This window comes from Quatrionicoccus australiensis (assembly GCF_020510525.1).
GTDB lineage: Bacteria > Pseudomonadota > Gammaproteobacteria > Burkholderiales > Rhodocyclaceae > Azonexus > Azonexus australiensis_B.
Window position 1 is genome coordinate 3,238,319 of record NZ_CP075188.1, and the last position, 24,756, is coordinate 3,263,074.

General features: G+C 58.9%; 22 protein-coding genes. 6 read left to right on the forward strand and 16 right to left on the reverse strand.

Annotated features, from left to right (window positions below; translation table 11 throughout):
• Window positions 1-2 precede the first annotated feature (2 nt).
• Together KI612_RS15465 and KI612_RS15470 are read right to left on the reverse strand one after the other, a co-directional pair.
• On the reverse strand, window positions 3-1,799 hold the full coding sequence (locus KI612_RS15465; RefSeq protein ID WP_226440961.1) for an NADH-ubiquinone oxidoreductase-F iron-sulfur binding region domain-containing protein: 1,797 nt from the start codon (window positions 1,797-1,799) through the stop codon (window positions 3-5).
• A 70-nt stretch (window positions 1,800-1,869) separates the two neighbouring features.
• On the reverse strand, window positions 1,870-2,058 hold the full coding sequence (locus KI612_RS15470; RefSeq protein ID WP_226440962.1) for a hypothetical protein: 189 nt from the start codon (window positions 2,056-2,058) through the stop codon (window positions 1,870-1,872).
• Here KI612_RS15470 and fabI point away from each other — a divergent pair.
• From fabI to KI612_RS15500, 6 genes are all read left to right on the forward strand, one after another.
• Window positions 2,057-2,860: an enoyl-ACP reductase FabI gene (fabI, locus tag KI612_RS15475; protein ID WP_226440963.1), complete on the forward strand. Its 804-nt coding sequence runs from the start codon at window positions 2,057-2,059 to the stop codon at window positions 2,858-2,860. The two genes, KI612_RS15470 and fabI, sit on opposite strands and share 2 nt — an antisense overlap.
• A gap of 89 nt (window positions 2,861-2,949) precedes the next feature.
• Window positions 2,950-3,528, forward strand: coding sequence for a hypothetical protein (locus KI612_RS15480; RefSeq protein ID WP_226440964.1), 579 nt, complete (start codon window positions 2,950-2,952; stop codon window positions 3,526-3,528).
• A 52-nt stretch (window positions 3,529-3,580) separates the two neighbouring features.
• The gene (locus tag KI612_RS15485) at window positions 3,581-4,069 is read left to right on the forward strand and encodes a hypothetical protein (RefSeq protein ID WP_226440965.1); all 489 of its coding nucleotides are present in this window, start codon (window positions 3,581-3,583) and stop codon (window positions 4,067-4,069) included.
• Window positions 4,070-4,214: 145 nt separating this feature from the next.
• Window positions 4,215-5,633: a bifunctional enoyl-CoA hydratase/phosphate acetyltransferase gene (locus KI612_RS15490; RefSeq protein WP_226440966.1), complete on the forward strand. Its 1,419-nt coding sequence runs from the start codon at window positions 4,215-4,217 to the stop codon at window positions 5,631-5,633.
• A 1-nt stretch (window position 5,634) separates the two neighbouring features.
• Window positions 5,635-6,810, forward strand: coding sequence for an acetate/propionate family kinase (locus tag KI612_RS15495; protein WP_226440967.1), 1,176 nt, complete (start codon window positions 5,635-5,637; stop codon window positions 6,808-6,810).
• Window positions 6,811-7,041: 231 nt separating this feature from the next.
• On the forward strand, window positions 7,042-9,924 hold the full coding sequence (locus KI612_RS15500; RefSeq protein ID WP_404818104.1) for an adenosylcobalamin-dependent ribonucleoside-diphosphate reductase: 2,883 nt from the start codon (window positions 7,042-7,044) through the stop codon (window positions 9,922-9,924).
• Between the two features lie 123 nt (window positions 9,925-10,047).
• On the opposite strand, the gene KI612_RS15505 is transcribed toward KI612_RS15500, so the two are convergent.
• The 14 genes from KI612_RS15505 to KI612_RS15570 all read right to left on the reverse strand — a co-directional run bounded on the left by KI612_RS15505 (window position 10,048) and on the right by KI612_RS15570 (window position 24,756).
• Complete coding sequence (locus tag KI612_RS15505; protein ID WP_226440969.1) at window positions 10,048-10,590, reverse strand: NUDIX domain-containing protein; 543 nt, start codon at window positions 10,588-10,590, stop codon at window positions 10,048-10,050.
• A gap of 64 nt (window positions 10,591-10,654) precedes the next feature.
• Entirely contained in the window at window positions 10,655-12,133 is a 1,479-nt protein-coding gene (nuoN, locus tag KI612_RS15510) for an NADH-quinone oxidoreductase subunit NuoN (protein ID WP_226440970.1), read from the reverse strand.
• A 12-nt stretch (window positions 12,134-12,145) separates the two neighbouring features.
• Window positions 12,146-13,627, reverse strand: a complete 1,482-nt coding sequence (locus KI612_RS15515) for an NADH-quinone oxidoreductase subunit M (RefSeq protein WP_226440971.1) — start codon at window positions 13,625-13,627, stop codon at window positions 12,146-12,148.
• A 31-nt stretch (window positions 13,628-13,658) separates the two neighbouring features.
• Window positions 13,659-15,740: an NADH-quinone oxidoreductase subunit L gene (gene nuoL / locus KI612_RS15520; RefSeq protein ID WP_226440972.1), complete on the reverse strand. Its 2,082-nt coding sequence runs from the start codon at window positions 15,738-15,740 to the stop codon at window positions 13,659-13,661.
• 2 nt (window positions 15,741-15,742) lie between these two features.
• Window positions 15,743-16,054, reverse strand: a complete 312-nt coding sequence (gene nuoK / locus KI612_RS15525) for an NADH-quinone oxidoreductase subunit NuoK (protein WP_203467144.1) — start codon at window positions 16,052-16,054, stop codon at window positions 15,743-15,745.
• Between the two features lie 14 nt (window positions 16,055-16,068).
• Window positions 16,069-16,665: an NADH-quinone oxidoreductase subunit J gene (locus KI612_RS15530; RefSeq protein WP_226440973.1), complete on the reverse strand. Its 597-nt coding sequence runs from the start codon at window positions 16,663-16,665 to the stop codon at window positions 16,069-16,071.
• A gap of 12 nt (window positions 16,666-16,677) precedes the next feature.
• Window positions 16,678-17,166 (reverse strand): NADH-quinone oxidoreductase subunit NuoI, encoded by a 489-nt coding sequence (nuoI, locus tag KI612_RS15535; protein WP_226440974.1) that lies wholly within the window; start codon window positions 17,164-17,166, stop codon window positions 16,678-16,680.
• A 10-nt stretch (window positions 17,167-17,176) separates the two neighbouring features.
• Window positions 17,177-18,226, reverse strand: coding sequence for an NADH-quinone oxidoreductase subunit NuoH (gene nuoH / locus KI612_RS15540; protein WP_226440975.1), 1,050 nt, complete (start codon window positions 18,224-18,226; stop codon window positions 17,177-17,179).
• Window positions 18,227-20,557: an NADH-quinone oxidoreductase subunit NuoG gene (gene nuoG, locus KI612_RS15545; protein WP_226440976.1), complete on the reverse strand. Its 2,331-nt coding sequence runs from the start codon at window positions 20,555-20,557 to the stop codon at window positions 18,227-18,229.
• A 51-nt stretch (window positions 20,558-20,608) separates the two neighbouring features.
• Window positions 20,609-21,937, reverse strand: coding sequence for an NADH-quinone oxidoreductase subunit NuoF (gene nuoF, locus KI612_RS15550; RefSeq protein WP_226440977.1), 1,329 nt, complete (start codon window positions 21,935-21,937; stop codon window positions 20,609-20,611).
• On the reverse strand, window positions 21,937-22,410 hold the full coding sequence (gene nuoE, locus KI612_RS15555) for an NADH-quinone oxidoreductase subunit NuoE (protein WP_226440978.1): 474 nt from the start codon (window positions 22,408-22,410) through the stop codon (window positions 21,937-21,939). The genes nuoF and nuoE overlap by 1 nt, the downstream gene beginning before the upstream one ends.
• On the reverse strand, window positions 22,410-23,663 hold the full coding sequence (locus KI612_RS15560; protein ID WP_226440979.1) for an NADH-quinone oxidoreductase subunit D: 1,254 nt from the start codon (window positions 23,661-23,663) through the stop codon (window positions 22,410-22,412). Before KI612_RS15560 ends, nuoE begins: the two co-directional genes overlap by 1 nt.
• Window positions 23,656-24,261: an NADH-quinone oxidoreductase subunit C gene (locus tag KI612_RS15565; protein ID WP_226440980.1), complete on the reverse strand. Its 606-nt coding sequence runs from the start codon at window positions 24,259-24,261 to the stop codon at window positions 23,656-23,658. Before KI612_RS15565 ends, KI612_RS15560 begins: the two co-directional genes overlap by 8 nt.
• A gap of 18 nt (window positions 24,262-24,279) precedes the next feature.
• A complete protein-coding gene (locus KI612_RS15570) occupies window positions 24,280-24,756 on the reverse strand; it encodes a NuoB/complex I 20 kDa subunit family protein (protein WP_226440981.1) in 477 nt (158 codons plus the stop codon).

The window sequence follows — 24,756 nt, forward strand, 5'->3', positions numbered from 1 at the left end:
GCTTAAGCTCCCTGATCGAGGTGGGCAAGGGCATCGTCCCGTCCGGTAATCGCCCGCCCCTTGGCCAGCGCGGCATCGAGATCGAAGGCTGGCATGAAGTCGGTCTGTGCCAGCCGGCGCTCATAGGCCGGCCGGAATTTCTGCACGGTATCGGCCACCGCATTGCCGGCCGTCTGGCCGAGACCACAATGGCTGCTCGCCTTCATCACCGCCTGCACACGCAGCAGTTCGTTCATTTCGTACTGGGTGCCACGCCCGTCGGCAATCTTGTCCATGAGATCGCTGAGCAGAGCCGTGCCGGTCCGGCAGGGCGTGCAGAAGCCGCAGGACTCATGGCGGAAGAAATGGGCAAAATTGCGCGCCACTTCAAAGAGGTCACGCTGCGTGTCGAAAATCATGAAGGAACCGGCAGTCGGTACATCCTCGAAGGCAATCCGCCGGCCGAACTCGCGCTCGGACAGGCAAACGCCGGAAGCGCCGCTGACCTGCACCGCCATTGCCTCGCTGGCGCCGCAATCTTCGAGGATCTGCGCAATGCGCACACCGAAGGCGTATTCATAAAGGCCGGGCCGCTCGCAATCGCCCGCCACTGAAATGATCTTGGTACCGGTCGATTGCTTGGTGCCGATCGCCTCGTACCAGGCACCGCCATGAATGGCAATTTCGGTCGCCTTGCACAGGGTTTCGACGTTATTGACCACGGTCGGCTGGTTCATGTAGCCGCAAGTCACCGGGAAAGGCGGGCGGACCCGCGGCTTGCCGGCCTTGCCTTCGAGCGACTCGATCAGTGCCGACTCCTCGCCGCAGATGTAGGCACCGGCTCCAAGATGGATCTCGATATCGAAATCGAAACCCTTGTCACCGGCAATGTCCTTGCCCAACAGGTTCTGCGCCCGCATTTCGGCGAGGAAGGCTTCGAGCTGCGGCCGCAGGTAACGGTATTCGGCGCGCAGGTAGAGCAGGCCCAACCGGGCGCCGACCGTGTAGCCGGCAATGATCATCCCCTCGAAAACCCGTCCCGCGTACGACTGCAGCAGCACGCGATCCTTGAAGGTGCCCGGCTCGCCTTCATCGGCATTGCAGACGATGTAGCGCTGTTCGCCCGGCGCCTGGCGGCAGGCCTCCCATTTGATCGCCGTCGTGAAGCCGGCGCCGCCGCGGCCGCGCAGATTGGCGGCACGCATTTCAGCCAGCATGCCATCGCGACCACGGGTAATCGCGGCACGGATCGCGTGCCCCGGCTCATGCGGCGTACCGAGCAGCATGTCGGCACGGTGAATATTGTCCTCGACGACAAAAAACTCGGGCGGCCAGTCGGCAAGCGGTACTTCGTTCCTGACCAGGACACAGATCTCATCGACGCGCTGTGGCGTCATCCGGGTAATGGCCAGCTCATTGACCAGGATGGCCGGCCCCTGATCGCACATGCCCGTACAGGAGGTCAGATCGACACTGACCAGGCCATCGGCGGAAACCTGACCGGCGGCCAGACCGAAATTGGCCAGCATCTGTTCGAACAGCGCCTGGTTGCCGAGCATGCGATCGGTAATGTTGTCGGAAAACAGGATCCGGTAGCGACCGCGGTTCTCGCTATAGAGAAAGGCATAGAAATCGCGCGTGCTACGCACCTGCGCATAGGAAATCTTGAGTTCCTCGGCGAGCAGGACAAGTGTGTCGTCCGACAGATAGTCGAGCACATCCTGCACGTCGCGCAGTATTTGGAGCAGGCGATCGGGTCGCCGCTGATGCCGCAGTAAAACAGGTTCAACGAGACGGGAAAATTCCGAAACTTCAGACATGGCTGCAATTCCTGGACGGTAAGAATCGCGTAACAATAATAAGCTTCACTGCGACGAATATTGCGCTGGATCAACAATTGTTTCGGAAACGTATCCGGTTGAATTTGCGAAATAATCCCTTAATCAACCAAAGGCCATTTTTGTGCCACAATAATGCTGCACCGCCGCATTCGCTCCGGCTTAACGATTCGGCAAAGAGCAGTTTTTGGTGCTGCAATGCACAACAAACAAAGCCCGTCCAGGAAAGGTAGAACAGCATGACCACGATCTCCGAACAAAATTCGACCGCTACTGCCCTCTTGCCGCTCGCCGGCAAAAAAGGCCTGATTACCGGTGTCGCCAATGACAAGTCGATCGCCTTTGCCGTCGCCAAGGCGATCCGTGCTCTGGGCGGCGAAATTGCCCTGACCTACCAGAATGACAAGACTGCCAAATACACCCAGCCGCTGGCGGAAGCCATTGGTGCCAAGCTGTTCCTGAAGCTCGACGTGACCGAGGAAGGCAGCCTTGAAGCCGCCATCAAGCAGTGTGGCGACGAATTCGGCGAGATCGACTTTGCCATTCACTCGATGGCCTTCTGCAATGGCGACGACCTGCATGGCCGCGTCATCGACACCACCGAAGCCGGTTTCGACTCGGCGATGAACATTTCCTGCCACAGCTTCCTGCGCATGGCCAAGGCGGTCGAGCCGCTGATGGCACATGGCGGTTCGCTGATCACCATGTCCTACCTCGGTGCCGAACGCGTCGTCCGCAACTATGGCGTCATGGGCATCATCAAGGCGGCGCTTGAATCGGCTGTCCGCTACATGGCCTACGATCTCGGCCCCAAAGGCATTCGCGTTTTCGCCGTGTCGCCCGGCCCGATCATGACCCGTGCCGCCTCCGGCATTGCCCACTTCGACAAGCTGCTCGAATCCGATGCCGACAAGGCACCGCTCGGCCGCACCGTCACCATCGACGAAGTCGGCGCACTGACGGCCTTCCTGTGCACCTCGGGCTCGTCGGGCATGACCGGCCAGACGATCTTCGTCGACGCCGGCGCCCACATCGTCGCCTGAGCCAGCTCGGCACAAGTTAGCGCAAGGCGCAGCCCGTCTGCGTCTTGCGGTATGCTTCCGGTGTCTGGGACAACCTGGTGGAGCCGCCTATGGAAACCAACTGCGACCTGATCATCCCCGATCCGGTACCTGATCACCCGTTGCTGAATGGCCGCAAGGAGATCGGACGCGGCGAAAACACCATTGTCGTAGACGGCGACATCGTCGATGGCCAGGAACGCGTCTTCAAGATTCTTTCCTCACCGACCGACTATGCCTATTACACGGCGGAAGACCGCCCGACCGGCCGGCACTTTCCCGTTGTCTATGCCGACCACGGCACGGCCGGGCGCTCCAGCCGCGGCTTTCCCTTCCATATCGTCGAAGTCGAAAAACTCTACCCGCTGCCCGGTGGCGGCGATGCCGCTGAAGTGGCAACCAAGATCTCGACCTCCTATTTCGATGCCTGCGTGATGTGGCGCAACCTGGCCCAGGACATGGGCCGCATTGCCCTGCATCACCTTGTCGTCACGCCGATGGGCTGGACCGAAACGGTCCGCGACTCACTCAAGGCACTGGAAGACTTCTCGAGTGAATATGGCGCCCTGCCCGACCTCATCAAGTCCGACAACCTGATGATGCGCAAGGACGGCACGCTGGTCTTTTCCGACCCGGTCTTCATGGAATGACGCGCAACGGTCGACCTTCAATTTCAGCCCATTTTCCCGCCGGCATCCGCACATGACCATCAATCACGTTTGTTACGCTTCGCGCGAGCTCGCCGAGTCGCTCGCCGGCAATCCGTACATGGCAGTGATCTCGATCACCGATCCCGGCACGCCGGATGCAAAACTCGACCCGATGTTCCAGCACGTATTGCGCCTGTCGTTCTACGATGCCGTCCCGGCCGATGAATACCTGCCCGCTCCCATTCCCGGCATGTTCGACTATCCGATCGCGCGCCGCATCAGCAACTTCGTCGGCGAATTGCATAGCGCGCCATTCGAGATCTCGATGATGGTGCACTGCGAATACGGCGTCAGCCGCTCGGCGGCGGTTGCCCTTTTTGTCGAAGCCTTTTCCGGCGCCCCGCTGGCCGCCCGCGAATTCACCTATGAGGCGAACCAGTGGGTAATCGACCAGCTCTCGCAATTGCACCCGGAATTGCTGATCGAGGCGCCGCCCAAAACCCTGGCCCACGATCGCCGTACGGCGCCACGCGCTGCCTGAGCGGATAGCCGGCAACCAATCAGGAATCGCGTCAGGCAGCCCATGACAAAACTCACCGGCGCAATTGTTTGCTGCACTGCAACACCCTATACTGGAGCGCTGCCGGCAGACATTCGGAAAACCGCTTTTTTTGGGAAACAAGAGCATGCATGAGAGCCACGAACAACGTTATCTCGTCAATCGCACCTACGATGAAATCCGCATTGGCGATGCATCCAGCCTGACCCGCACCCTGCGTCCGGAAGACGTCAAGCTTTTTGCCATTCTGACCGGCGACATCAACCCGAGCATCGTCGATCCGCAATATTCCGAAAGCGGCATGTTCCGCGAGGTGATTGCCCACGGCATGTGGAGCGGCTCGCTGATCTCGACCGTACTCGGCACCCAGTTTCCCGGTCCGGGCACCATTCTGGTCGATCAGGCACTGCATTTCGCACGCCCGGTGACGATCGGCGACACGATCACGATCACTGTCACCGCCAAACAGAAGTTCGATCACAACCGGCATGTCATTTTCGACTGCGTGTGCACCAATCAGGAAGGCCTGCAAGTCGTGCGCGGCACGGCCGAAGTGCTGGCCCCGGCGGAAAAGGTCACGCACATGCAGGCCGTGCATATGCCGGAAATCCGCATCGACGACAAATACGAGCGCTATACCCAGCTGCTGTCCCGGGTCAAGGGCCTGGAACCGATCCCGACCGCGGTCGCTCACCCCTGTGACCGGGAATCACTGAAAGGTCCGGTCATTGCCTTCCAGGCCGGCATCATCGAACCCATCCTGGTCGGCCCCGAGTCAAAGATTCGCTCGGTTGCCGAAGAATTCGGCATCGACCTGCACGGCATCCGCATCGTCAACGCGGCGCACAGCCACGACTCGGCGGCCATCGCCGTCTCGCTGGTCCGTACCGGCGATGCCGAAGCCCTGATGAAGGGCAGTCTGCACACCGACGAACTGATGGGCGAGGTGGTTTCCCGAGCCAACGGCTTGCGCACCTCGCGCCGGATCAGCCACGTTTTCGTCATGGACGTGCCGACCTACCACCGGCCGCTGCTGATCACCGATGCGGCAATCAATATCGCGCCGACCCTGGAAGAAAAGGTCGACATCATCCAGAACGCCATCGAACTGGCGCACATCATCGGCATCCCGGAACCAAAGGTCGCCATCCTGTCGGCGGTCGAGACGGTCAACCCGAAAATCCAGTCCACTCTGGACGCCGCCGCCCTGTGCAAGATGGCCGACCGCGGCCAGATTCGCGGCGGCATCCTGGATGGCCCGCTTGCCTTCGACAATGCCGTTTCCATCGTCGCCGCCAAGACCAAGGGCATCAAGTCCGCGGTTGCCGGCCACGCCGAAATCCTCGTCGTGCCCGATCTCGAATCCGGCAACATGGTTGCCAAGCAGCTCGAATATCTCGCCAACGCCCTGACTGCCGGCATCGTGCTCGGCACCCGGGTCCCCATAGTGCTGACCAGCCGCGCTGACTCGGCCGAAACCCGCACGGCTTCATGCGTCATCGCCGCATTGATTGCCCACGCCAACCGCAACAAAGGAAACGCCTGACATGCAACAGGGTATTCTCACCATCAACGCCGGCTCTTCGTCGATCAAGTTCGCACTCTTCCCGCTTGCCCATCCCATCCTGTCGGTCGCGGAAGTCTCGGGCCAGATTGACGGCATCGGTGCCGAAGACACCAAGCTGGTTGCCAAGAACCGCGCCGGCAAGCTGATCGCCGAGGAATCGCTGGGCAAGGTCAATCACGACCAGTCCTTCGACGCCCTGCTCAACTGGTTTACCGCCAGCCACCAGAACTGGGAAATCGTCGCCGTCGGCCACCGCGTCGTGCATGGCGGCGAGCACTATTCAAAGCCGATCGTCGTCACGCCGCATGTGCTCACCCGGCTGACCAGTTATTTCCCGCTTGCGCCGCTGCACCAGCCGCACAACGTTGCCGGCATTCTCGCGCTGCAGGCCTTGCTGCCCGAAGTGCCGCAGATCGCCTGCTTCGACACCGCCTTCCATCGCAGCCAGCCCGACGTCGCCCAGATCTTCGGCCTGCCCCGCTCGATCACCGCCGAAGGCGTCAGGCGCTACGGCTTTCACGGCCTGTCCTACGAGTACATCGCGCGCGCCCTGCCGCAGCATTCGCGGCGGGCCGACGGCCGCGTCGTTGTCGCCCACCTCGGCAACGGCGCCAGCATGGCGGCCATGGTCAATCGCAAGTGCGTCGCCACGACGCTCGGCTTTTCGACCATCGACGGCCTGGTGATGGGTACCCGCTGCGGCAACCTCGACCCCGGCGTCATCCTGCACCTGATGGAAACCAAGGGCCTCAGCGTCAAGGACATGACCAAGATGCTCTACAAGGAATCCGGTCTGCTTGGCGTTTCCGGCATCTCGCAGGACATGCGCACCCTGCTCTCTTCCGACAAGCCGGAAGCCGAGGAAGCGGTTAACCTGTTCTGCTACCGAATTGCCCGCGAGCTTGGCTCGCTGGTTGCAGCGGCTGGCGGTATCGATGCCCTGGTATTCACCGGCGGCATCGGCGAACACGCCGCGGAAGTCCGTCGCCGCGTCTGTCTGCTGTCGGAGTGGCTGGGCATCCGCGTCAATCCGGAAGCCAACGCCCGTCACGATCTGAATATTGCCGCCGGCACCAGCAGTGTCGACGTGCTGGTCATTCCGACCAACGAAGAGTGGATGATGGCGCATCACGCACAGACCCTGCTCGCCCTTTAACAAAAATATTTTCACCGCAAGCCCCGGTCGCGAAAGCCGCCGGGGCTTTGTTTTTTCGGGCTTTTCAGCAGCATGACAAGGGGGTTGCATGACCGGCACAGAACCCCGTATCTAGTCAACGGATTGTATTGACCTACTAGATATAGTAGATTGTTGGTCATTCAAAAAATCAACAAACCAATCAATGCACACAATGCTGAGGAGCAAAAATTGAGCCCAGTCGCCGAACAACTGTCACTGACCGACATTCCAGCCGCACCCGAATTCGCCCCGCTCGCCGAGCAGGAAATCTCGGCTGAAGTCCTGATCGAGAAGTACGCCAAAGGCAAGGAAACCAACGTTCACGACGTTCGTCGTCGCGTCGCCTACGCCCTGGCCCAGATCGAGCCGGAAAAGGATCGCGCGCACTGGGAGTCGAAGTTCCTGTGGGCCCAGGAAAACGGTTTCATCCCGGCCGGCCGCATCAATTCCGCCGCCGGTACCGATCTGCAGGCAACCCTGATCAACTGCTTCGTGCAACCGGTCGGCGATTCCATCGTCGAAAACACCGACGGCAAGCCGGGCATCTACACCGCCCTCGCCCAGGCCGCGGAAACCATGCGCCGCGGTGGCGGCGTCGGCTACGACTTCTCCTCGATCCGGCCGCAGGGCGCCCGCGTCAAGGGCACCCAGTCGCGCGCCTCCGGCCCGGTGTCGTACATGCGCGTCTTCGACCGCTCCTGCGAAACCGTCGAGTCCGCCGGCGCCCGCCGTGGTGCCCAGATGGGCGTGCTGCGTTGCGATCATCCGGATATCGAGGAATTCATCCACGCCAAGGACAAGGGCGACCTGACCAACTTCAATATCTCGATCGGCGTCACCGATGCCTTCATGGAAGCGGTCGACTGCGATGGCGACGTCGAATTGACCCATCGCGCCGAACCGAATGGCGACATGAAGTCCTCCGGCGCCTTCCAGCGTGAAGATGGCCTGTGGGTCTATCGCAAGGTACGCACCCGCGATCTGTGGGACCAGGTCATGAAGTCGACCTACGACCACGCCGAACCGGGCATCCTGTTCCTCGATCGCATGAACAAGGACAACAACCTCAATTACTGCGAAGTCATCGAGGCAACCAACCCCTGTGCCGAACAGCCGCTACCGCCGTATGGCTGCTGCTGCCTGGGTTCGATCAATCTGACCCTGTTCGTGCGTCACCCGTTCTCCGAACAGGCCGCGTTCGATTTCGACGAATTCGCCGAGGTCTGCCGCGTCTCGACCCGCATGCTCGACAACGTGCTCGATGCCACGCACTGGCCGCTTGAGCGCCAGCAGCAGGAAGCCGCCAACAAGCGTCGCGTCGGTCTCGGCTTCACTGGCCTGGGCGATGCGCTGGCCATGCTGCGCCTGCGCTACGACAAGCCGGAAGCCCGTGCCATGGCCACCCGCATCACCGAGCACATGCGCGATTCCGCCTACCTGTACTCGGTCGAACTGGCCAAGGAACGCGGCGCCTTCCCGCTGTTCAATGCCGAACTGTATCTGTCCGGTGGCAACTTCGCGTCCCGCCTGCCGGGCGACGTCAAGGCCGAGATCCGCAAGCACGGCCTGCGCAATTCGCACCTGCTGTCGATCGCCCCGACCGGCACCATTTCGCTGGCCTTCGCCGACAACGCATCGAACGGTATCGAGCCGCCTTTCTCCTGGACCTACAGCCGCAAGAAGCGCATGCCGGACGGCACGCTGAAAGAGTACTCGGTTGAGGATTACGCCTGGCGCTTGTACAAGCACCTTGGCGGCGATGTCAGCAAGCTGCCCGAGTACTTCGTCACCGCCCTGGAAATCTCGGCTGCCGCGCACAAGGACATGGTTGCTGCCGTTGCGCCGCATATCGACACCGCCATCTCGAAAACGGTCAACGTACCGGGCGACTACCCCTACGAAGACTTCCAGGATCTCTACATGAGCGCCTGGAAATCCGGCCTCAAGGGTCTGGCTACCTATCGTCCGAACAGCATCCTGGGTTCCGTTCTCTCCGTCACGCCGGAGCCGAGCAAGGCCGAAGCCGCTGCTGCCGCCGATGCCAAGTCGCCACAGGATTTCGTCTCCGACGCCAACCGTCGCCTGTCGATCAAGAACCTGCCGGCACCGGTGCTCTCCAGCCTGCGCTGGCCGGGCCGCCCGAACCTGCCGGAAGGCAACCTGTGCTGGACCTACATGCTTGACTCGCCGATCGGCAAGTTTGCGCTGTTCGTCGGCCACGTCGAACCGGAAGGCCGTGCCTGGCCGTTCGAAGTCTGGGCCAACGGCCCGGCCGAACCGCGTGGCTTGGGTGCCGTTGCCAAGACCCTGTCGATGGACATGCGCGCCAACGATCACGGCTGGCTGGAAATGAAACTGGATGCCCTGGCCAAGACGCCGGGCGACTCCTTCGAACTGCCGATGCCGCCGCATGGCGAACGCAAGCGCGTGCCGTCGGTCGTCTCGGCAATGGCCCAGATCATCCGCTGGCGTTGCGAACAGCTCGGCGCCTTCAAGCATGACGGCCCGACGCCGGTGAAGGATGCCCTGTTCAGCGCCAAGGAACCGAAGACCGGCACCGACGGCACGCTGTCCTGGACGGTCGACGTGACCAATCCCTCAAGCGGCGAAGACTTCGTGCTCGGCCTCAAGGAAATCACGCTGCCGGATGGCGTCACCCGCCCCTACTCGATGTGGCTGGCCGGCAACTACCCGCGCGCCCTCGACGGCCTGTGCAAGCTGCTGTCGCTCGACATGCGCGTGCTCGACCCGGCCTGGATCGGCATGAAGCTGCGCAAGCTGCTCGACTACCCGGAACCGCTCGGCGACTTCATGGCCTTCGTACCGGGTTCGCGCAAGCAGCAGACCTATCCGTCCACGGTCGCCTACATCGCCAACCTGATCATCCATCGCTACTCGATGCTCGGCATCCTCGATGACAAGGGCTTCCCGCTCCAGCAGATGGGCATCCTTGAAGCGCCGGAAGACAGTTCCAGCAACAAGGTGCTGCCGACGCAGGGCAAGCTCTGTGGCGAGTGCGGCAACCACACGATGATCCGCAAGGATGGCTGTGACTTCTGTACAGCCTGCGGCGCAGTCGGAACCTGCGGCTGAGTTCAGGCTGCAACAAAGAAAACGCCCCGGAAAACCGGGGCGTTTTGCATTTCTGGGCAGGAAAACCTGAATCCGGAATTCAGCCTTTTCCAGCGGTCGACCGCTGGAAAAGGCCATTTTTGCTCAGGGCTTGTCCAGCCAGAACAAGGAGGTGATGGTCTTGGCGTCGGTGATCCGGCCATCCCAGACCGCCTGCTTGGCATCCGCAGGAGAGAGTTCGACGACCTCCAGGAACTCGTTGTGATCGAGTTCCTGCGCGCCGGCCGGATGCAGGCCGCGCGCCGCGAAAATCTCGATGCGCTCGTCTGAGTAGCCGATGCAGGGATGCATCACGCCGAGGTATTCCCAGTCGCTCGCTTCATAGCCGGTTTCCTCGCGCAATTCGCGGCGGGCAGTATCGAGGATCGCTTCGCCCGGGTCGATCTTGCCAGCCGGCAACTCGAGGAAAACCCGACGCAGCGGATAGCGGAACTGGCGCTCGAACAACAGATTGCCGTTGGGCAGGAAGGCCAGGATGACGACGGCGCCGGGATGCACGATGTATTCGCGCACCGACTCCTTGCCGTCGGGCAGGCGCACAGAGTCCTTGCGAACATTGAGTAGGCAGCCCTTGAAGACGCTTTCCGACGTGATCTCGGATTCAATCAGGTGACTATCATGCGACATGTAACGACTCCACAAAGTAAAACGCCCCGACAAGCGGGGCGTTCAATTCAGATCCGGATGCTAATCAGAGCGAGCGCAGCAGTGCATAGGCACACAGCGACATGATCATCTGCGGGAAGATCCCGAAGCCGGCGACTGCCAGACCATTGACCGAAACCAGGATCTTCATGTCCAGACCGGCTGCAATCGGCGTTTCGTCGGCGGGTGCATCGAAATACATCAGCTTGACCACACGCAGGTAATAGAAGGCACCGATCAGCGAGAACAGCACCGCAACGATGGCCAGCCACATGTAACCGGCTGCCACGACGGCCTGCAATACCGAGAACTTGGCAAAGAAACCGACGAAGAACGGCACACCTGCCATCGAGAACATCAGCATCAGCATGACACCGGCGAACCACGGGCTGCGCTTGTTGAGCCCCTTGAAATCATCGAGATTGTCGGCCTCGAAACCGGCACGCGACATCAGCAGGATCATGCCGAAGGTGCCGGCCGACATCATCACGTAGGCGATGACGTAGAACATGGCAGAACTGTAGGCATTGAGCGCATAGCGCGCATCGCCGCTGACCACGCCGGTAGTGATGCCGAGCAGCATGAAGCCCATGTGCGAAATCGCGGAATAGGCCAGCATGCGCTTCAGATTGGTCTGGGCAATGGCGGCGAGATTACCGATTGCCATGGACAGCACGGAAAGGATGATCAGCATCATCTGCCAATCGGCAGCCATGGTGATCAGGCCGTTGACCAGCAGGCGCATGACGATGGCGAAGGCAGCCAGCTTCGGGGCGGAACCGATGAACAGCGTAACCGAGGTCGGGGCGCCATGATAGACGTCGGGAATCCACATGTGGAAGGGCACCACGCCAAGCTTGAAGGCCAGGCCGGAAACCAGGAACACCAGGCCAAAGACGAGGACGCTCTTGTTGACACCACCGCTCAGCAAACGCTCGCCGACACCGGTGATTTCGAGCGTACCGGTGGCGCCGTAAATCATCGACATGCCATAGAGCAGAAGGCCGGAAGCCAGGGCGCCAAGCACGAAATACTTCATCGCAGCTTCGGTCGAAGTCACAGAGTCGCGATTCATCGCCACCATCGCATAGAGCGACAGGGAGAGCAGTTCAAGACCGAGATAGATGGTCAGGAAATGATTTGCGGAAATCATCACCATCATGCCCAGCGTGGCGAACAGCGTCAGTACGTAGTATTCGCCCTTGTTCATGGTCGGGCGTTCGATGATGTAACCACGCGAGTAGAACATCACGACGATGACCGTCATGTACAGGAAGAGCTTCAGCAGGTCGGACATCAGGTCGTCGACAAACATGTTGCTGAAGGTATAGACGATCTCGCCGGTACTGCTTCCGAACTGGAGCAGCGCGCAGCCGACCAGGGTCAGCTGGGTCAGCACGAAGGTCACCGTACGACGGCTATCCTTGACCAGCAGGTCGATCATCAAAATGGCCAAGGCCATGACCGCCAGGAAAATTTCCGGAGCGGCAGGCAGGAGATCGGGAACAACGAAATTGTCGAACATGTCGGCTACCGTTTAGTGAATCTTGCTGATGTTGACGTGATTCAGCAGCTCGTTGACCGAAGCGTGCATGACTTCCGTGAAGGGTTGCGGATAGAGGCCCATACCCAGCGTGCAGAGGGCAAGCACGCCAAGAATGGCAAACTCGCGCTTGTTGATATCGCTCATCTCGGCCACGTGGTGGTTGGCAACATCGCCGAAGACCACGCGCTTGTACATCCACAAGGTGTAGGCAGCGCCGACGATCAGCGAGCTGGCGGCAGCGAAGGCAACCCAGAAATTGAGTTTGACGGCACCCAGAATGATCATGAATTCGCCGATGAAGCCAGAGGTAGCCGGCAAACCGGCGTTGGCCATCGAGAACAGCATGAACAGGGCAGCGAACTTGGGCATGGTATTGACCACACCGCCGTAATCGGCAATTTGCCGGCTATGCACGCGGTCATACATGACGCCGATACAGAAGAACATGGCGCCCGACACGAAACCGTGGGAAACCATCTGAACCAGAGCGCCTTCGATACCGATCGCGCTGAACAGGAAGAAACCCAGGGTGACGAAGCCCATGTGGGCAATCGACGAATAGGCAACCAGCTTCTTCATGTCGGACTGAACCAGCGCGACAAAACCGATATAAACCACGGCAATCAGCGAAAGGCCGATAACCAGGCTGGACAATTCATGCGACGCATCCGGTGCGATCGGCAGCGAGAACCGCAGGAAGCCATACGCACCAAGCTTCAGCGCAATCGCAGCCAGCACGATGGAACCGCCGGTCGGCGCTTCGACGTGGGCATCCGGCAACCAGGTATGCACCGGCCACATCGGAACCTTGACCGCGAAGGAAATCATGAAGGCAAGGAAAATCCAGATCTGCGGACCGAGTTGCAGCGGCAGCTTGTGCCATTCGAGAATCGAGAAACTGCCACCGGACTGGATGAACAGATACATCAGGGCGATCAGCAGAAGCAGCGAGCCGAACAGGGTGTAGAGGAAGAACTTGAAAGCGGCATAAACCCGGTTCGGGCCACCCCAGATACCGATGATCAGGTAGAGCGGAATCAGCGAGGCTTCGAAGAAGACATAGAACAGCACGCCGTCGAGCGAGGTGAAGATGCCGTTCATCAAGCCGGACATGATCAGGAAAGCTGCGTTGTACTGGGCAACCTTGTTCTGGATCACTTCCCAGCCTGCCGCCACCACAATGATCGTGATGAAGGCATTGAGCAGGACGAAGAGCATCGAGATGCCGTCAACCCCGAGGTGGTAATTGATGTTGAAGCGGGGAATCCAGGTCTGCAGTTCGACGAACTGCATGCCGCCATTGGCAACATCAAAACCGGTCCACAACGGGATCGTAACCAGAAAGCCGGCAACAGCGACCAGCAGCGCAGTGGCACGCGCCTTGGAGTCATCGCCCAGACGGCCGGCGACAAGCACGCCAAAGCCGCCGAAAATCGGGATCCAGATGGCAAGTGAGAGCAGGTAATTCGACATGTTTTTCCTTGGTACTCTGCGGGCTCTACGATCAGGCGCGGGTAATCCACAGGGTCATCAGCACAAATACGCCGATGATCATGGTGAAAGCATAGTGATAGACATAACCGGTCTGGAACAGACGGGTTACCGACGAAATCAATCCGACCAGGCGGGCAGAACCATTGACGATCATGCCGTCGATGATCGCCACATCGCCAACACGCCAGAAGGTCTTGCCCAGCAGACGCGCACCACCGGCGAAAACGACTTCGTTAATCTTGTCGAAGTAGTACTTGTTTTCAAACAGCGTATTGATTGCCGAGAAGCGACGCTGAATCGCTGCCGGAATATCCGGACGCTTCATGTAGAAGAACCAGGAGAGGGCGACGCCGGCGAAAGCCAGGATGAAGGGCAGGCTGGTGAAAGCATGCGTAGCCATGCCGAATGCGTCGTGGAAGTGCTCGTGGAAGTGCTCAGCCAGGTGTTCCATGGCCGGATGCGCTTCGTTATCGACAAAGATCACGCCCTTGAAGTATTCGCCGTAGAGCATCGGCTCGATGGCAAAGAAACCGATGGCAAGCGACGGAATGGCCAGCAGGACGAGCGGCAACGTAACCACCCACGGCGTTTCGTGCGGTTTCTGACCCGGGGCCAGACCGTGATGTTCGTGGGCATCGTGGGCATCGTCGTGATCGCCATGGGCATCATGGCCATGGGCGTCGGCGTCATGGGCGGCATGATGATCGCCGTGATGGGCATCCGCCTTGCCGAAACGTTCTTCACCGTGGAATACGAGGAAGTACATCCGGAAAGAGTAGAAAGCAGTCACGAAAACGCCTGCCAGCACGGCAAAGTACGCGAAGCCGGCACCCGGGATGTGCGACAGTTCAACCGCTTCGATGATCGAGTCCTTCGAATAGAAGCCGGACAGGAAGGGCGTACCGATCAGGGCCAACGAACCAACAAGCGAAGTCAGCCAAGTAATCGGCATGTACTTGCGCAGACCGCCCATGTTGCGGATGTCCTGATCGTGGTGCATACCGATGATCACGGAGCCAGCAGCAAGGAACAGCAAGGCCTTGAAGAAAGCGTGCGTCATCAGATGGAAGATGGCGACCGAGTAGGCGGAAGCACCAAGTGCGACCGTCATGTAACCAAGCTGCGACAGCGTCGAGTAGGCGACAACGCGCTTGATGTCGTTCTGGATGATGCCGAGGAAACCCATGAACAGCGCGGTAATTGCACCGATGATCAGGACAAATGACAGCGCCGTGGTGGAGAGTTCAAACAGCGGCGACATGCGCGACACCATGAAGATACCGGCCGTCACCATGGTTGCAGCGTGGATCAGTGCGGAAATCGGGGTCGGGCCTTCCATCGAGTCGGGCAGCCAGACATGCAGCGGAACCTGGGCCGACTTGCCCATGGCGCCGATGAACAGGCAGATACAGGTGACGCTGAGCAGCGACCACTCGGCCGAACCCCAGATGTTGATCGTCTTGGTGGCCAGCTCGGGGGCCTTGGCGAATACGGTAGCGTAGTCGAGCGAACCGAAGTGGGCCAGGACCAGACCGATGCCGAGAATGAAGCCGAAGTCGCCGACGCGATTGACCAGGAAGGCCTTCATGTTGGCAAAGATGGCCGTCGGACGGGTGTACCAGAAACCGATCAGCAGGTAGGAAACCAGACCGACCGCTTCCCAGCCGAAGAAGAGCTGCATGAAATTGTTGCTCATCACCAGCATCAGCATGGAGAAGGTGAACAACGAGATGTAGCTGAAGAAGCGGTTGTAACCGGGATCTTCCTGCATGTAGCCGATGGTGTAGATATGCACCATCAGCGAGACGAAGGTGACGACCAGCATCATCGTGGTGGTCAGCGTGTCGATCAGGAAACCGACTTCGAACTTGTAATCTCCGGTCGTCAGCCAGGTATAAACCGGGCCGTTGAAGGTGTGGCCGGCCTGGACGTCCTGGAAGATCATCAGGGACAGGATGAAAGCGACGCCCACCCCGGCGATGGTGACGGTATGCGCCAGCCAGCGCGGAATCACGCGACAGAAAAGGCCGGCAATCATCGCGCCGAACAACGGCGCAAGCGGGACGAGCAGGTAAAGTTTCTGCATTTCCATGGTTAACCCTTCAGGCTGTCCAGGTCATCCACATGGATGCTCTTGAGGTTGCGGAACAGCACGATCAGTATGGCGAGGCCAATGGCGGATTCGGCTGCGGCGACAGTCAGAATGAAAAAGACGAAGATCTGGCCGGACAAGTCCTGCAGGTAGTGCGAAAAGGCCACGAAATTCATGTTGACCGCCAGGAGCATCAATTCGATGGCCATCAGCAACACCAGCAGGTTCTTCCGGTTGAGGAAGATGCCGACAACGCTGATCGCGAAGAGGATCGCGCCCAGAATCAGGAAATGCGAGAGTGACAGAGTTAGCATGGTCTTCCCGGGGTTCAGTCTTTTTCAACCGGCATCTGCAGCACGCGGACGCGATCCTTCGCCTTGACGAAGACCTGCTGATTCGGGTTGGTGTACTTGGTCTTCTTGGGACCACGGTAGGTCAGAACAATCGCTGCAATCATGCCGACGAGCAGCACGATGGAAGCGAGTTCAAACGGATAGACATATTCGCTGAACATCAGCGCGCCAATACTCTTGGTATTGGAGATGCCGGCCGGCACCAAGGCCTCGGCAGCGGGAACCTGGAAGTATTTGCTGCCCAGCACCAGGCCCATCTCGAGGACCATCAGCAGGCCGAGGATGGCGCCCAGCGGCAGGTAGCTCCAGAAGCCCTGACGGATGCGATCCATGTTGATGTCGAGCATCATCACGACAAACAGGAAGAGCACCATGACCGCGCCGACGTAGACGAGGATGATGGCGATGGCCAGAAATTCGGCCTGCAGCAAAGCCCAGATACCGCCACAGGTAAAGAAGGCGAGAATCAGGTGCAAGGCTGCGTGGACCGGATTACGGGCGGTAATCACGCGCAGGCTGGCGACGATGAGTATCGCCGACAGGAAGAAGAAGACCAGAGTCTGAAAATCCATCACGTGTTCCCGTTATCGGTAGGAAGCATCAAGGGCACGGTCCTTGGCGATCTGATCTTCATAACGATCGCCATTGGCCAGCAACATCTGCTTCGTGTAGTACAGGTCACCACGCTTCTCGCCGTGGTACTCGAAAACGCGGGTCTCGACGACCGCATCGACCGGACAGGCTTCCTCGCAGAAGCCGCAGAAAATGCACTTGGTCAGATCGATGTCGTAACGCGTCGTACGGCGCGAACCATCGTCACGCGGTTCAGCTTCGATGGTGATCGCCATCGCCGGACAGATCGCTTCGCACAGCTTGCAGGCGATACAACGCTCTTCCCCATTCGGGTAGCGGCGCAGGGCGTGCAGACCGCGGAAACGGAAGCTCTGCGGCGTTTTTTCCTCGGGATATTGAACGGTGATCTTGCGGGCAAAGAAATACTTGCCAGTCACCGCCATACCTTTCAACAGCTCCTTGAGGAGCAGGCTGTTGAAGATTTCCTTCATCGAACCCATCAGTCTCTCCTCACTTCCAGATATTCAGCGGGGACATCATCCAGCATCCCACGACAACGAGCCAAACCAGGCAAACCGGCACGAACACTTTCCAGCCCAGACGCATCAGCTGGTCGTAGCGATAACGCGGGAAGGTGGCACGGAACCAGAGGAACAGGAAGAGAATCGCAGCAACCTTGGCAAACAGCCAGAGAATGCCATCCGGCAGGAAACCGACCGGCGACAACCAACCGCCAAGGAACATGATCGAAGTCAGGGTGGAGACCAGAATCATGTTGCCGTATTCAGCAAGGAAGAACACCGCGAAAGCCATGCCCGAATATTCAACGTGGAAACCGGCGACGATTTCCGATTCGCCTTCGCAAACGTCGAACGGCGCGCGATTGGTTTCAGCAACCCCGGAGATCAGGTAAACCAGGAACATCGGGAACAGCGGCAACCAGTTCCAGGAAAGGAAACCCAGGCCCCACTCGGCAAAACGACCATGTTCCTGCGCATGCACGATGCTGACCAGGTTAAGGCTGTTCGACACCATCAGCACACAGATCAGCGCAAAGCCCATCGAGATTTCGTAGGAAACCATCTGGGCTGCCGCACGCATGGCACCAAGGAAAGCGTACTTGGAGTTCGACGCCCAGCCCGACAGGATGATGCCGTAGACGCCCATCGAGGTGATGGCCATGATGTAAAGCAGGCTGGCATCGATATTGGCAAGCACCAGCGTATCGGTGAAGGGCACGACGGCCCAGGCAGCGAGAGCAGGCGCGATGGCCAGCATCGGCGCGATGATGAAGATTGCCTTGTTGGCACCGCTCGGCACCACGATTTCCTTCATCAACAGCTTCAGACCGTCGGCGATCGGCTGGATCAAGCCCCAAGGACCAACCCGGTTCGGACCGATACGAACCTGCATGTAACCGATCACCTTGCGTTCTGCCCAGGTCAGATAGGCAATGCTGAGCATCAGCGGCGCAACGATCAGGACGATCTTGAGCAACGTCCACACGGCAGGCCAGGCACCACCAAAGATACCCAGACCGAAATTCATCAGTGCGTCCATTTATGCACGCTCCACGGTAATCAGGCCAAACATCTCGCCAAGACTGGCGGTCGAGGCATGCGCCGCGGCAACACGGATGCAACCGAGCGGTACATTGTTGTCTGCCTTGGCGGTCAGGACGGCCTCGCCGTTGCCTTGCTTCAGGCGAACCGGCGATCCGGCTGCCAGACCAAGCTGCGCCAGGGTTTGTTCGTTGATGCGGGCGCTAGGTGCGACACCATCAGCAGTCTGTTGCAACGCCGGCGAACGACGAGCCATCGGATCGGCAAAATTGATCGGCACATCGGCAATGCGCTGCAGGCCTTCGACAGCGGACGGCAGTTGAATTGCGACGCCGTTCAAACCATTGTCGAGGTTGGCGACAAACTCGGCATCCTTGCCAAGCACTTCGTCACGCACCGCTTCGCTGGATTCGTAAGCAAAACCATCCAGGGTCAGGACGTTGCCGAGAACACGCAACAGCTTCCAGGCCGGACGGGCATCGCCGCGAGCCTTGACGACGCCATTGAAACTCTGGACACGACCTTCGATATTCACGAAGGTACCTGCCGTTTCGGTATAAGGCGCAATCGGCAGGATCACATCGGCGTATTCGAGGGCAAGATCATTCTTGAAAGCCGAAGCGAAGACGACCAGGCTGGCCTGCTTCAACGCAGCAAACGCAACTTGCGGGTTCGCATAATCGAATTCCGGTTCGATGCCGAGCAGGAAGTAGGCCTTGCGCGGCTGTTCGAACATCTGACGTGCATTCGCACCGGATGGCAGGGCCCAGCCAGCATGACCACCAACGACGTTGGCGGCTTCACCAAGGAAGCCGACGGTGGCACCGGTCAACTTGCCGAGTTCAAGCGCCAAGGCATGCAACTGGGTGGCTTGTGCCGACTGCGTCGCAACATTGCCGAGGAAGACTGCGCGCTTTTCGCCTTCAAGAAGGCTCTGTGCGATCTTCTTGCTGGTTTCGCAAACAGCGACGCCTTCCAGACCGGCCGGAACGGCTGTGCCCTTGAGTTCGGCAGCAGCTTTGACCACGGCAGCCAGCGACTGCGCCAGTTGCGCGGGGGCAACCGTGAGGTTGGCGTGCAACTGGATCAGTTGATCGTCGGAAGTCACCGACAACAGGCTGACCTTGGTAAATTTCTTGGCGGCCTGACGCAGGCGCTGGGCGATCAGCGGATGATCCTTGCGCAGGAAGGAACCGACAACAAGGGCTGCATCGAGATCCTTGATTTCGGCCAGTTTGAGACCCAGCCACGGCGTACCGGCACGCTTGAAATCGGTAGCAAAGTCAATCTGACGCGGGCGGAAATCAACGTTACCGCTACCCAGCCCCTTGAAGACCTTGCCGAGCAGATACATTTCTTCCAGCGTTGAAGCCGGCGAGGCCAGCGCAGCAATGGCATCGCCGCCGTGATTGCGGGCGACATCCTTGAGGCCATGCGCGACATAATCGAGGGCGACATTCCAGTCGACTTCGCGCCACTCGCCGCCCTGCTTGACCATCGGCTTGGTAAGACGCTGATCGGAATTCAGGGATTGGTACGAGAAACGCTCCTTGTCGGAGATCCAGCATTCATTGACCGCTTCGTTTTCGCGCGGCAGGACACGCATCACACTGTCATGCTTGACCTGGACAACCAGATTGGCACCAACCGAGTCGTGCGGACTGACCGACTTGCGGCGCTGCAATTCCCACGAACGTGCGGTGTAGCGGAAAGGCTTGGAAGTCAGGGCGCCGACCGGACAGAGATCGATCATATTGCCCGACAATTCGGAGTCGACCGTACGACCAAGGAAGGTCGTGATCTCGGAATGCATGTTGCGATTGGCCATGCCAAGCTCCATGATCCCGGCAACTTCCTGGCCAAAGCGAACGCAGCGGGTGCAGTGAATGCAGCGGCTCATCTCTTCCATGGAGATCAGCGGCCCGACATTCTTGTGGAACACCACGTGTTTTTCTTCGGTATACCGGCTCTTCATCGGACCGTAACCGACCGACATATCCTGCAGCTGACATTCGCCGCCCTGATCGCAGATCGGGCAATCCAGCGGATGGTTGATGAGCAGGAATTCCATCACCCCCTTCTGTGCCTTGACGGCCAGTTCGGAGTGGGTAAACACCTTCATGCCATTGGTCACCGGCGTTGCACAGGCAGGCAGCGGCTTCGGTGCCTTTTCCACCTGCACCAGACACATGCGGCAGTTGGCGGCAATCGATAATTTTTTGTGGTAGCAGAAATGCGGAATGTAAACCCCAACCTGCTGCGCGGCGTCCATCACCGTGCTGCCGTCAGGCACTTGCGCTTTCTTGCCGTCGATCTCGATTTCTAGCATGTCGCTACCTTGTAGCCAGTTCTTTCGTATCTATCGCTTGGAAGGCAGGGCTTAAGCCGCTACCTTGTGAAAACCACTACCCGCCCACTGCACATCCTTGGGCACCAGACAGGTCTTGTGCTCGATGTGGTATTCGAACTCGCTGCGGAAATGCTTCAGGAAACTCTGCACCGGGAAGGCTGCAGCGTCACCGAGCGCACAAATGGTGCGACCGGAGATATTTCCGAGAACACTACCCAGCAAGTCGAGGTCTTCGGGTTTGCCCAGACCGTTTTCGATCCGGTGAATAATCTTGTACATCCAGGCCGTACCTTCACGACAAGGCGTACATTGTCCGCAGGATTCCTCGTGGTAGAAGAATGACAGTCGCTCCAGCGCCTTGACCATGCAGACCGTCTCGTCCATGACGATTACGGCGCCCGAACCGAGCATGGAACCGCCCTTGCTGATCGAGTCGTAATCCATGGTGCAGTCCATGATCACGTCAGCCGGCATGATCGGCGCCGAAGAGCCGCCGGGAATGACTGCCTTCAGCTTCCGTCCGCCACGCATACCGCCGCACATTTCGAGCAGTGTCGAAAACGGCGTACCGAGCGGAATTTCGTAGTTGCCCGGACGGTTGACATGGCCAGAGACCGAAAAAAGCTTGGTCCCACCGTTGTTAGGCTTGCCCAGATTGAGAAACTCCTCGCCGCCCATCTTCAAGATGAAGGGAATGGAGGCGAATGTCTCTGTATTGTTGATCGTCGTCGGCTTGCCATAAAGACCGAAGGAAGCCGGGAACGGCGGCTTGAAGCGCGGTTGCCCCTTCTTGCCTTCGATCGATTCGAGCAGCGCGGTTTCCTCGCCACAGATGTAGGCGCCGTAGCCATGATGGGCAAACAGCTCGAAGCTGAATTCCGAACCGAGGATCTTCTGGCCGATAAAACCAGCTGCGCGAGCTTCGTCGAGCGCCGCTTCGAAACGCTGGTAAATTTCCCAGATTTCGCCATGAACATAGTTGTAGCCGCGGGTTGCGCCCATCGCGTAGGCAGCAATGGCCATACCTTCAATCACCGCGTGCGGGTTGTAGGCCATGATGTCGCGGTCCTTGAAAGTACCGGGCTCACCTTCGTCGGTATTGCAGACGATGTATTTGTCGCCGGGGAAGGAGCGCGGCATGAAGGACCACTTCAGGCCGGTCGGGAAGCCGGCGCCGCCACGACCGCGCAAAACCGACTTCTTGACCTCAGCGATGACATCTTCCTGTGACAGCTTGTCAGCAAGGATGCGGCGCAATTGCGAATAGCCGCCGCGCGCCACGTAATCCTGAAGGCGCCAAGTCTTGTCGCCATCCAGGCCTTCCATCAAGACGCCGTTGATCGAACCGAGCATCGCCATTATTTGAGCTCCTCGAGCAGCTTGTCGATCTGTTCCGGTTGCATGTGGCTGCACATCGAGCGGTTGTTCACGATGAAGACCGGTGCGTCGCCACAGGCGCCCATGCACTCGCCCTCTTTCAGTGTGAATTTGCCGTCGGCTGTCGTTTCGCCGTAGCCGATACCAAGCTTCTTCTGCACGTATTCGCCGGCATGGTAGCCGCCGGACAGCGCGCAGGGCAGGTTAGTACAGATAGTGATCTTGTACTTGCCGACCGGCTTGAGGTCGTACATGTTGTAAAAGGAAGCCACTTCGTAAGCCGCCATCGGGGGCATACCAAGATAAACGGCAACGGCCTCGATCACTTCGGGAGGCAGCCAGCCCTTTTCTTCCTGGGCGTGCGCGAGACAGGCCATGACCGCCGATTGCTTCTGCTCGGCGGGGTACTTGGCGACTTCGCGCGCAAATTTCTGTAGGGTTTCAGCGGAAAACATCAGCGGTCGATCTCGCCAAAAACAATATCCTGGGAACCGATAATCGTAACGACGTCGGCAAGCATGTGGCCTCTGGACATTTCATCCATACCAGCCAGATGGACATAGCCCGGGGCACGAATCTTCATCCGGTAGGGCTTGTTGGCCCCATCGGAAATGAAGTAAATGCCGAACTCGCCCTTCGGGTGTTCTACAGCGGAATACGCCTCGCCAGCCGGAACATGAATACCCTCGGTAAAAAGCTTGAAATGGTGAATCAGCTCTTCCATGTTGGACTTCATGCCTTCGCGCGAAGGCGGTGCAACCTTGTGATTCTCGGTGATGACCGGACCGGGGTTGGCACGTAGCCAGGCAATACATTGCTTGATGATCTTGTTCGACTGGAGCATTTCCTCCATACGAACCAGATAACGGTCATAACTGTCGCCATTGACGCCGACTGGCACATCGAAATCGACCTTGTCGTAGGCGGCGTAGGGCTGCTTCTTGCGCAAATCCCAAGCGATGCCGGAACCGCGCAACATGGCTCCCGTAAAGCCCATCTGCTTTGCACGCTCGGGCGTTACCACGCCGACATTGACCAGACGCTGCTTCCAGATCCGGTTGTCGGTCAGCAGCGTGTGATACTCGCTATGATAGGTCGGGAAGCGGTTGGTAAAGTCTTCGAGGAAATCAAGGAGTGAACCGCTGCGATTCTCGTTGAGCTCCCCCGCCTTCTTGGCACTGGTCCAAGTCGAGGCTTCATACTGCGGCATGCGATCCGGCAAATCGCGGTACACACCGCCCGGACGGTAATAAGCAGCATGCAGGCGCGCCCCCGAAACAGCCTCGTAGGCATCCATCAGATCTTCGCGCTCACGGAAGGTATAAAGCGCCATGGTCATCGCACCAACGTCGAGTGCGTGACAACCGATCCACAAGAGGTGATTCAGGATACGGGTGACTTCGTCAAACATGGTGCGGATGTACTTGCCACGCTCCGGGACTTCAATACCGAGCAACTTCTCGGTCGCCAAGCAGTAAGCATGCTCGTTGCACATCATCGACACGTAGTCGAGACGATCCATGTAGGGAACGGACTGCACCCAGGTACGGGTTTCAGCCAACTTTTCGGTTGCGCGATGCAACAAACCAATATGCGGATCGGCACGCTGAACGACTTCGCCATCAAGCTCAAGCACCAGACGCAGCACACCGTGCGCCGCCGGGTGTTGCGGTCCGAAGTTCAGGGTGAAATTACGGATGTCAGCCATGGGCGGTATCCCCGAAAGTATCTTCGCGCACGATGCGCGGGGTGTTTTCGCGCGGCTCGATGGTCACCGGCTGATAAATTACACGCGCCTGATCCGGGTCGTAACGCATTTCGACATGACCCGAAATAGGGAAATCCTTGCGGAAGGGATGACCGATAAAACCGTAATCAGTCAGAATGCGCCGCAAATCGTCGTGACCAACGAAAGCAATCCCGTACAGATCGAAGGCTTCGCGCTCAAACCAGTTAACACTGGTCCAGACCCCGGTTATCGAGGCGACCGCCGGAAAATCATCATCTTCGGCAAAAACACGAACCCGCAAACGCCAGTTATTGGCAAGCGAGAGCAGATGCGACACAGCGGCAAAACGCTTGCCCTGCCAAGCCCCATCACCATAAGTGGAGTAATCGACGCCACACAGATCGATCAACTCTTCAAAGCCCAATTCGGCCTCGTCGCGCAGCGTCTGCATTACGGAAAGATAATCGGCAGCGGCAACCTCAATGGTCACCTCACCCAAAGCAAGCTTAAGCGACAAAATCTTGTCACCGAAGTGCTTCTGTAAGTTCTGGCTAAGCGTTTCCAGCTTGGCGGACATAGTGATCAGCCTTGGCAATTAACGGGCGATGGTATTGGTACGACGAATCTTGTTTTGCAGCTGAATAATGCCGTACAACAAGGCCTCTGCCGTCGGGGGACAACCAGGTACATAAATATCAACCGGCACAATCCGGTCACAGCCACGCACCACGGAATACGAGTAATGATAATAGCCACCACCATTGGCACAGGAGCCCATGGAGATGACCCAGCGCGGCTCCGCCATTTGGTCATAGACCTTGCGCAAGGCCGGCGCCATCTTGTTGGTCAGGGTTCCAGCAACAATCATCACATCAGACTGGCGCGGACTGGGGCGAAACACAACACCGAAACGATCCAGATCGTAACGAGCGCAACCCGCATGAATCATCTCGACCGCACAGCAAGCCAGACCAAAAGTCATCGGCCACATCGAGCCGGTACGCATGTAATTGATCAGCTTGTCAGCCGTCGTGGTGACAAAACCCTCTTGGAGAATTCCCTCAATGGACAT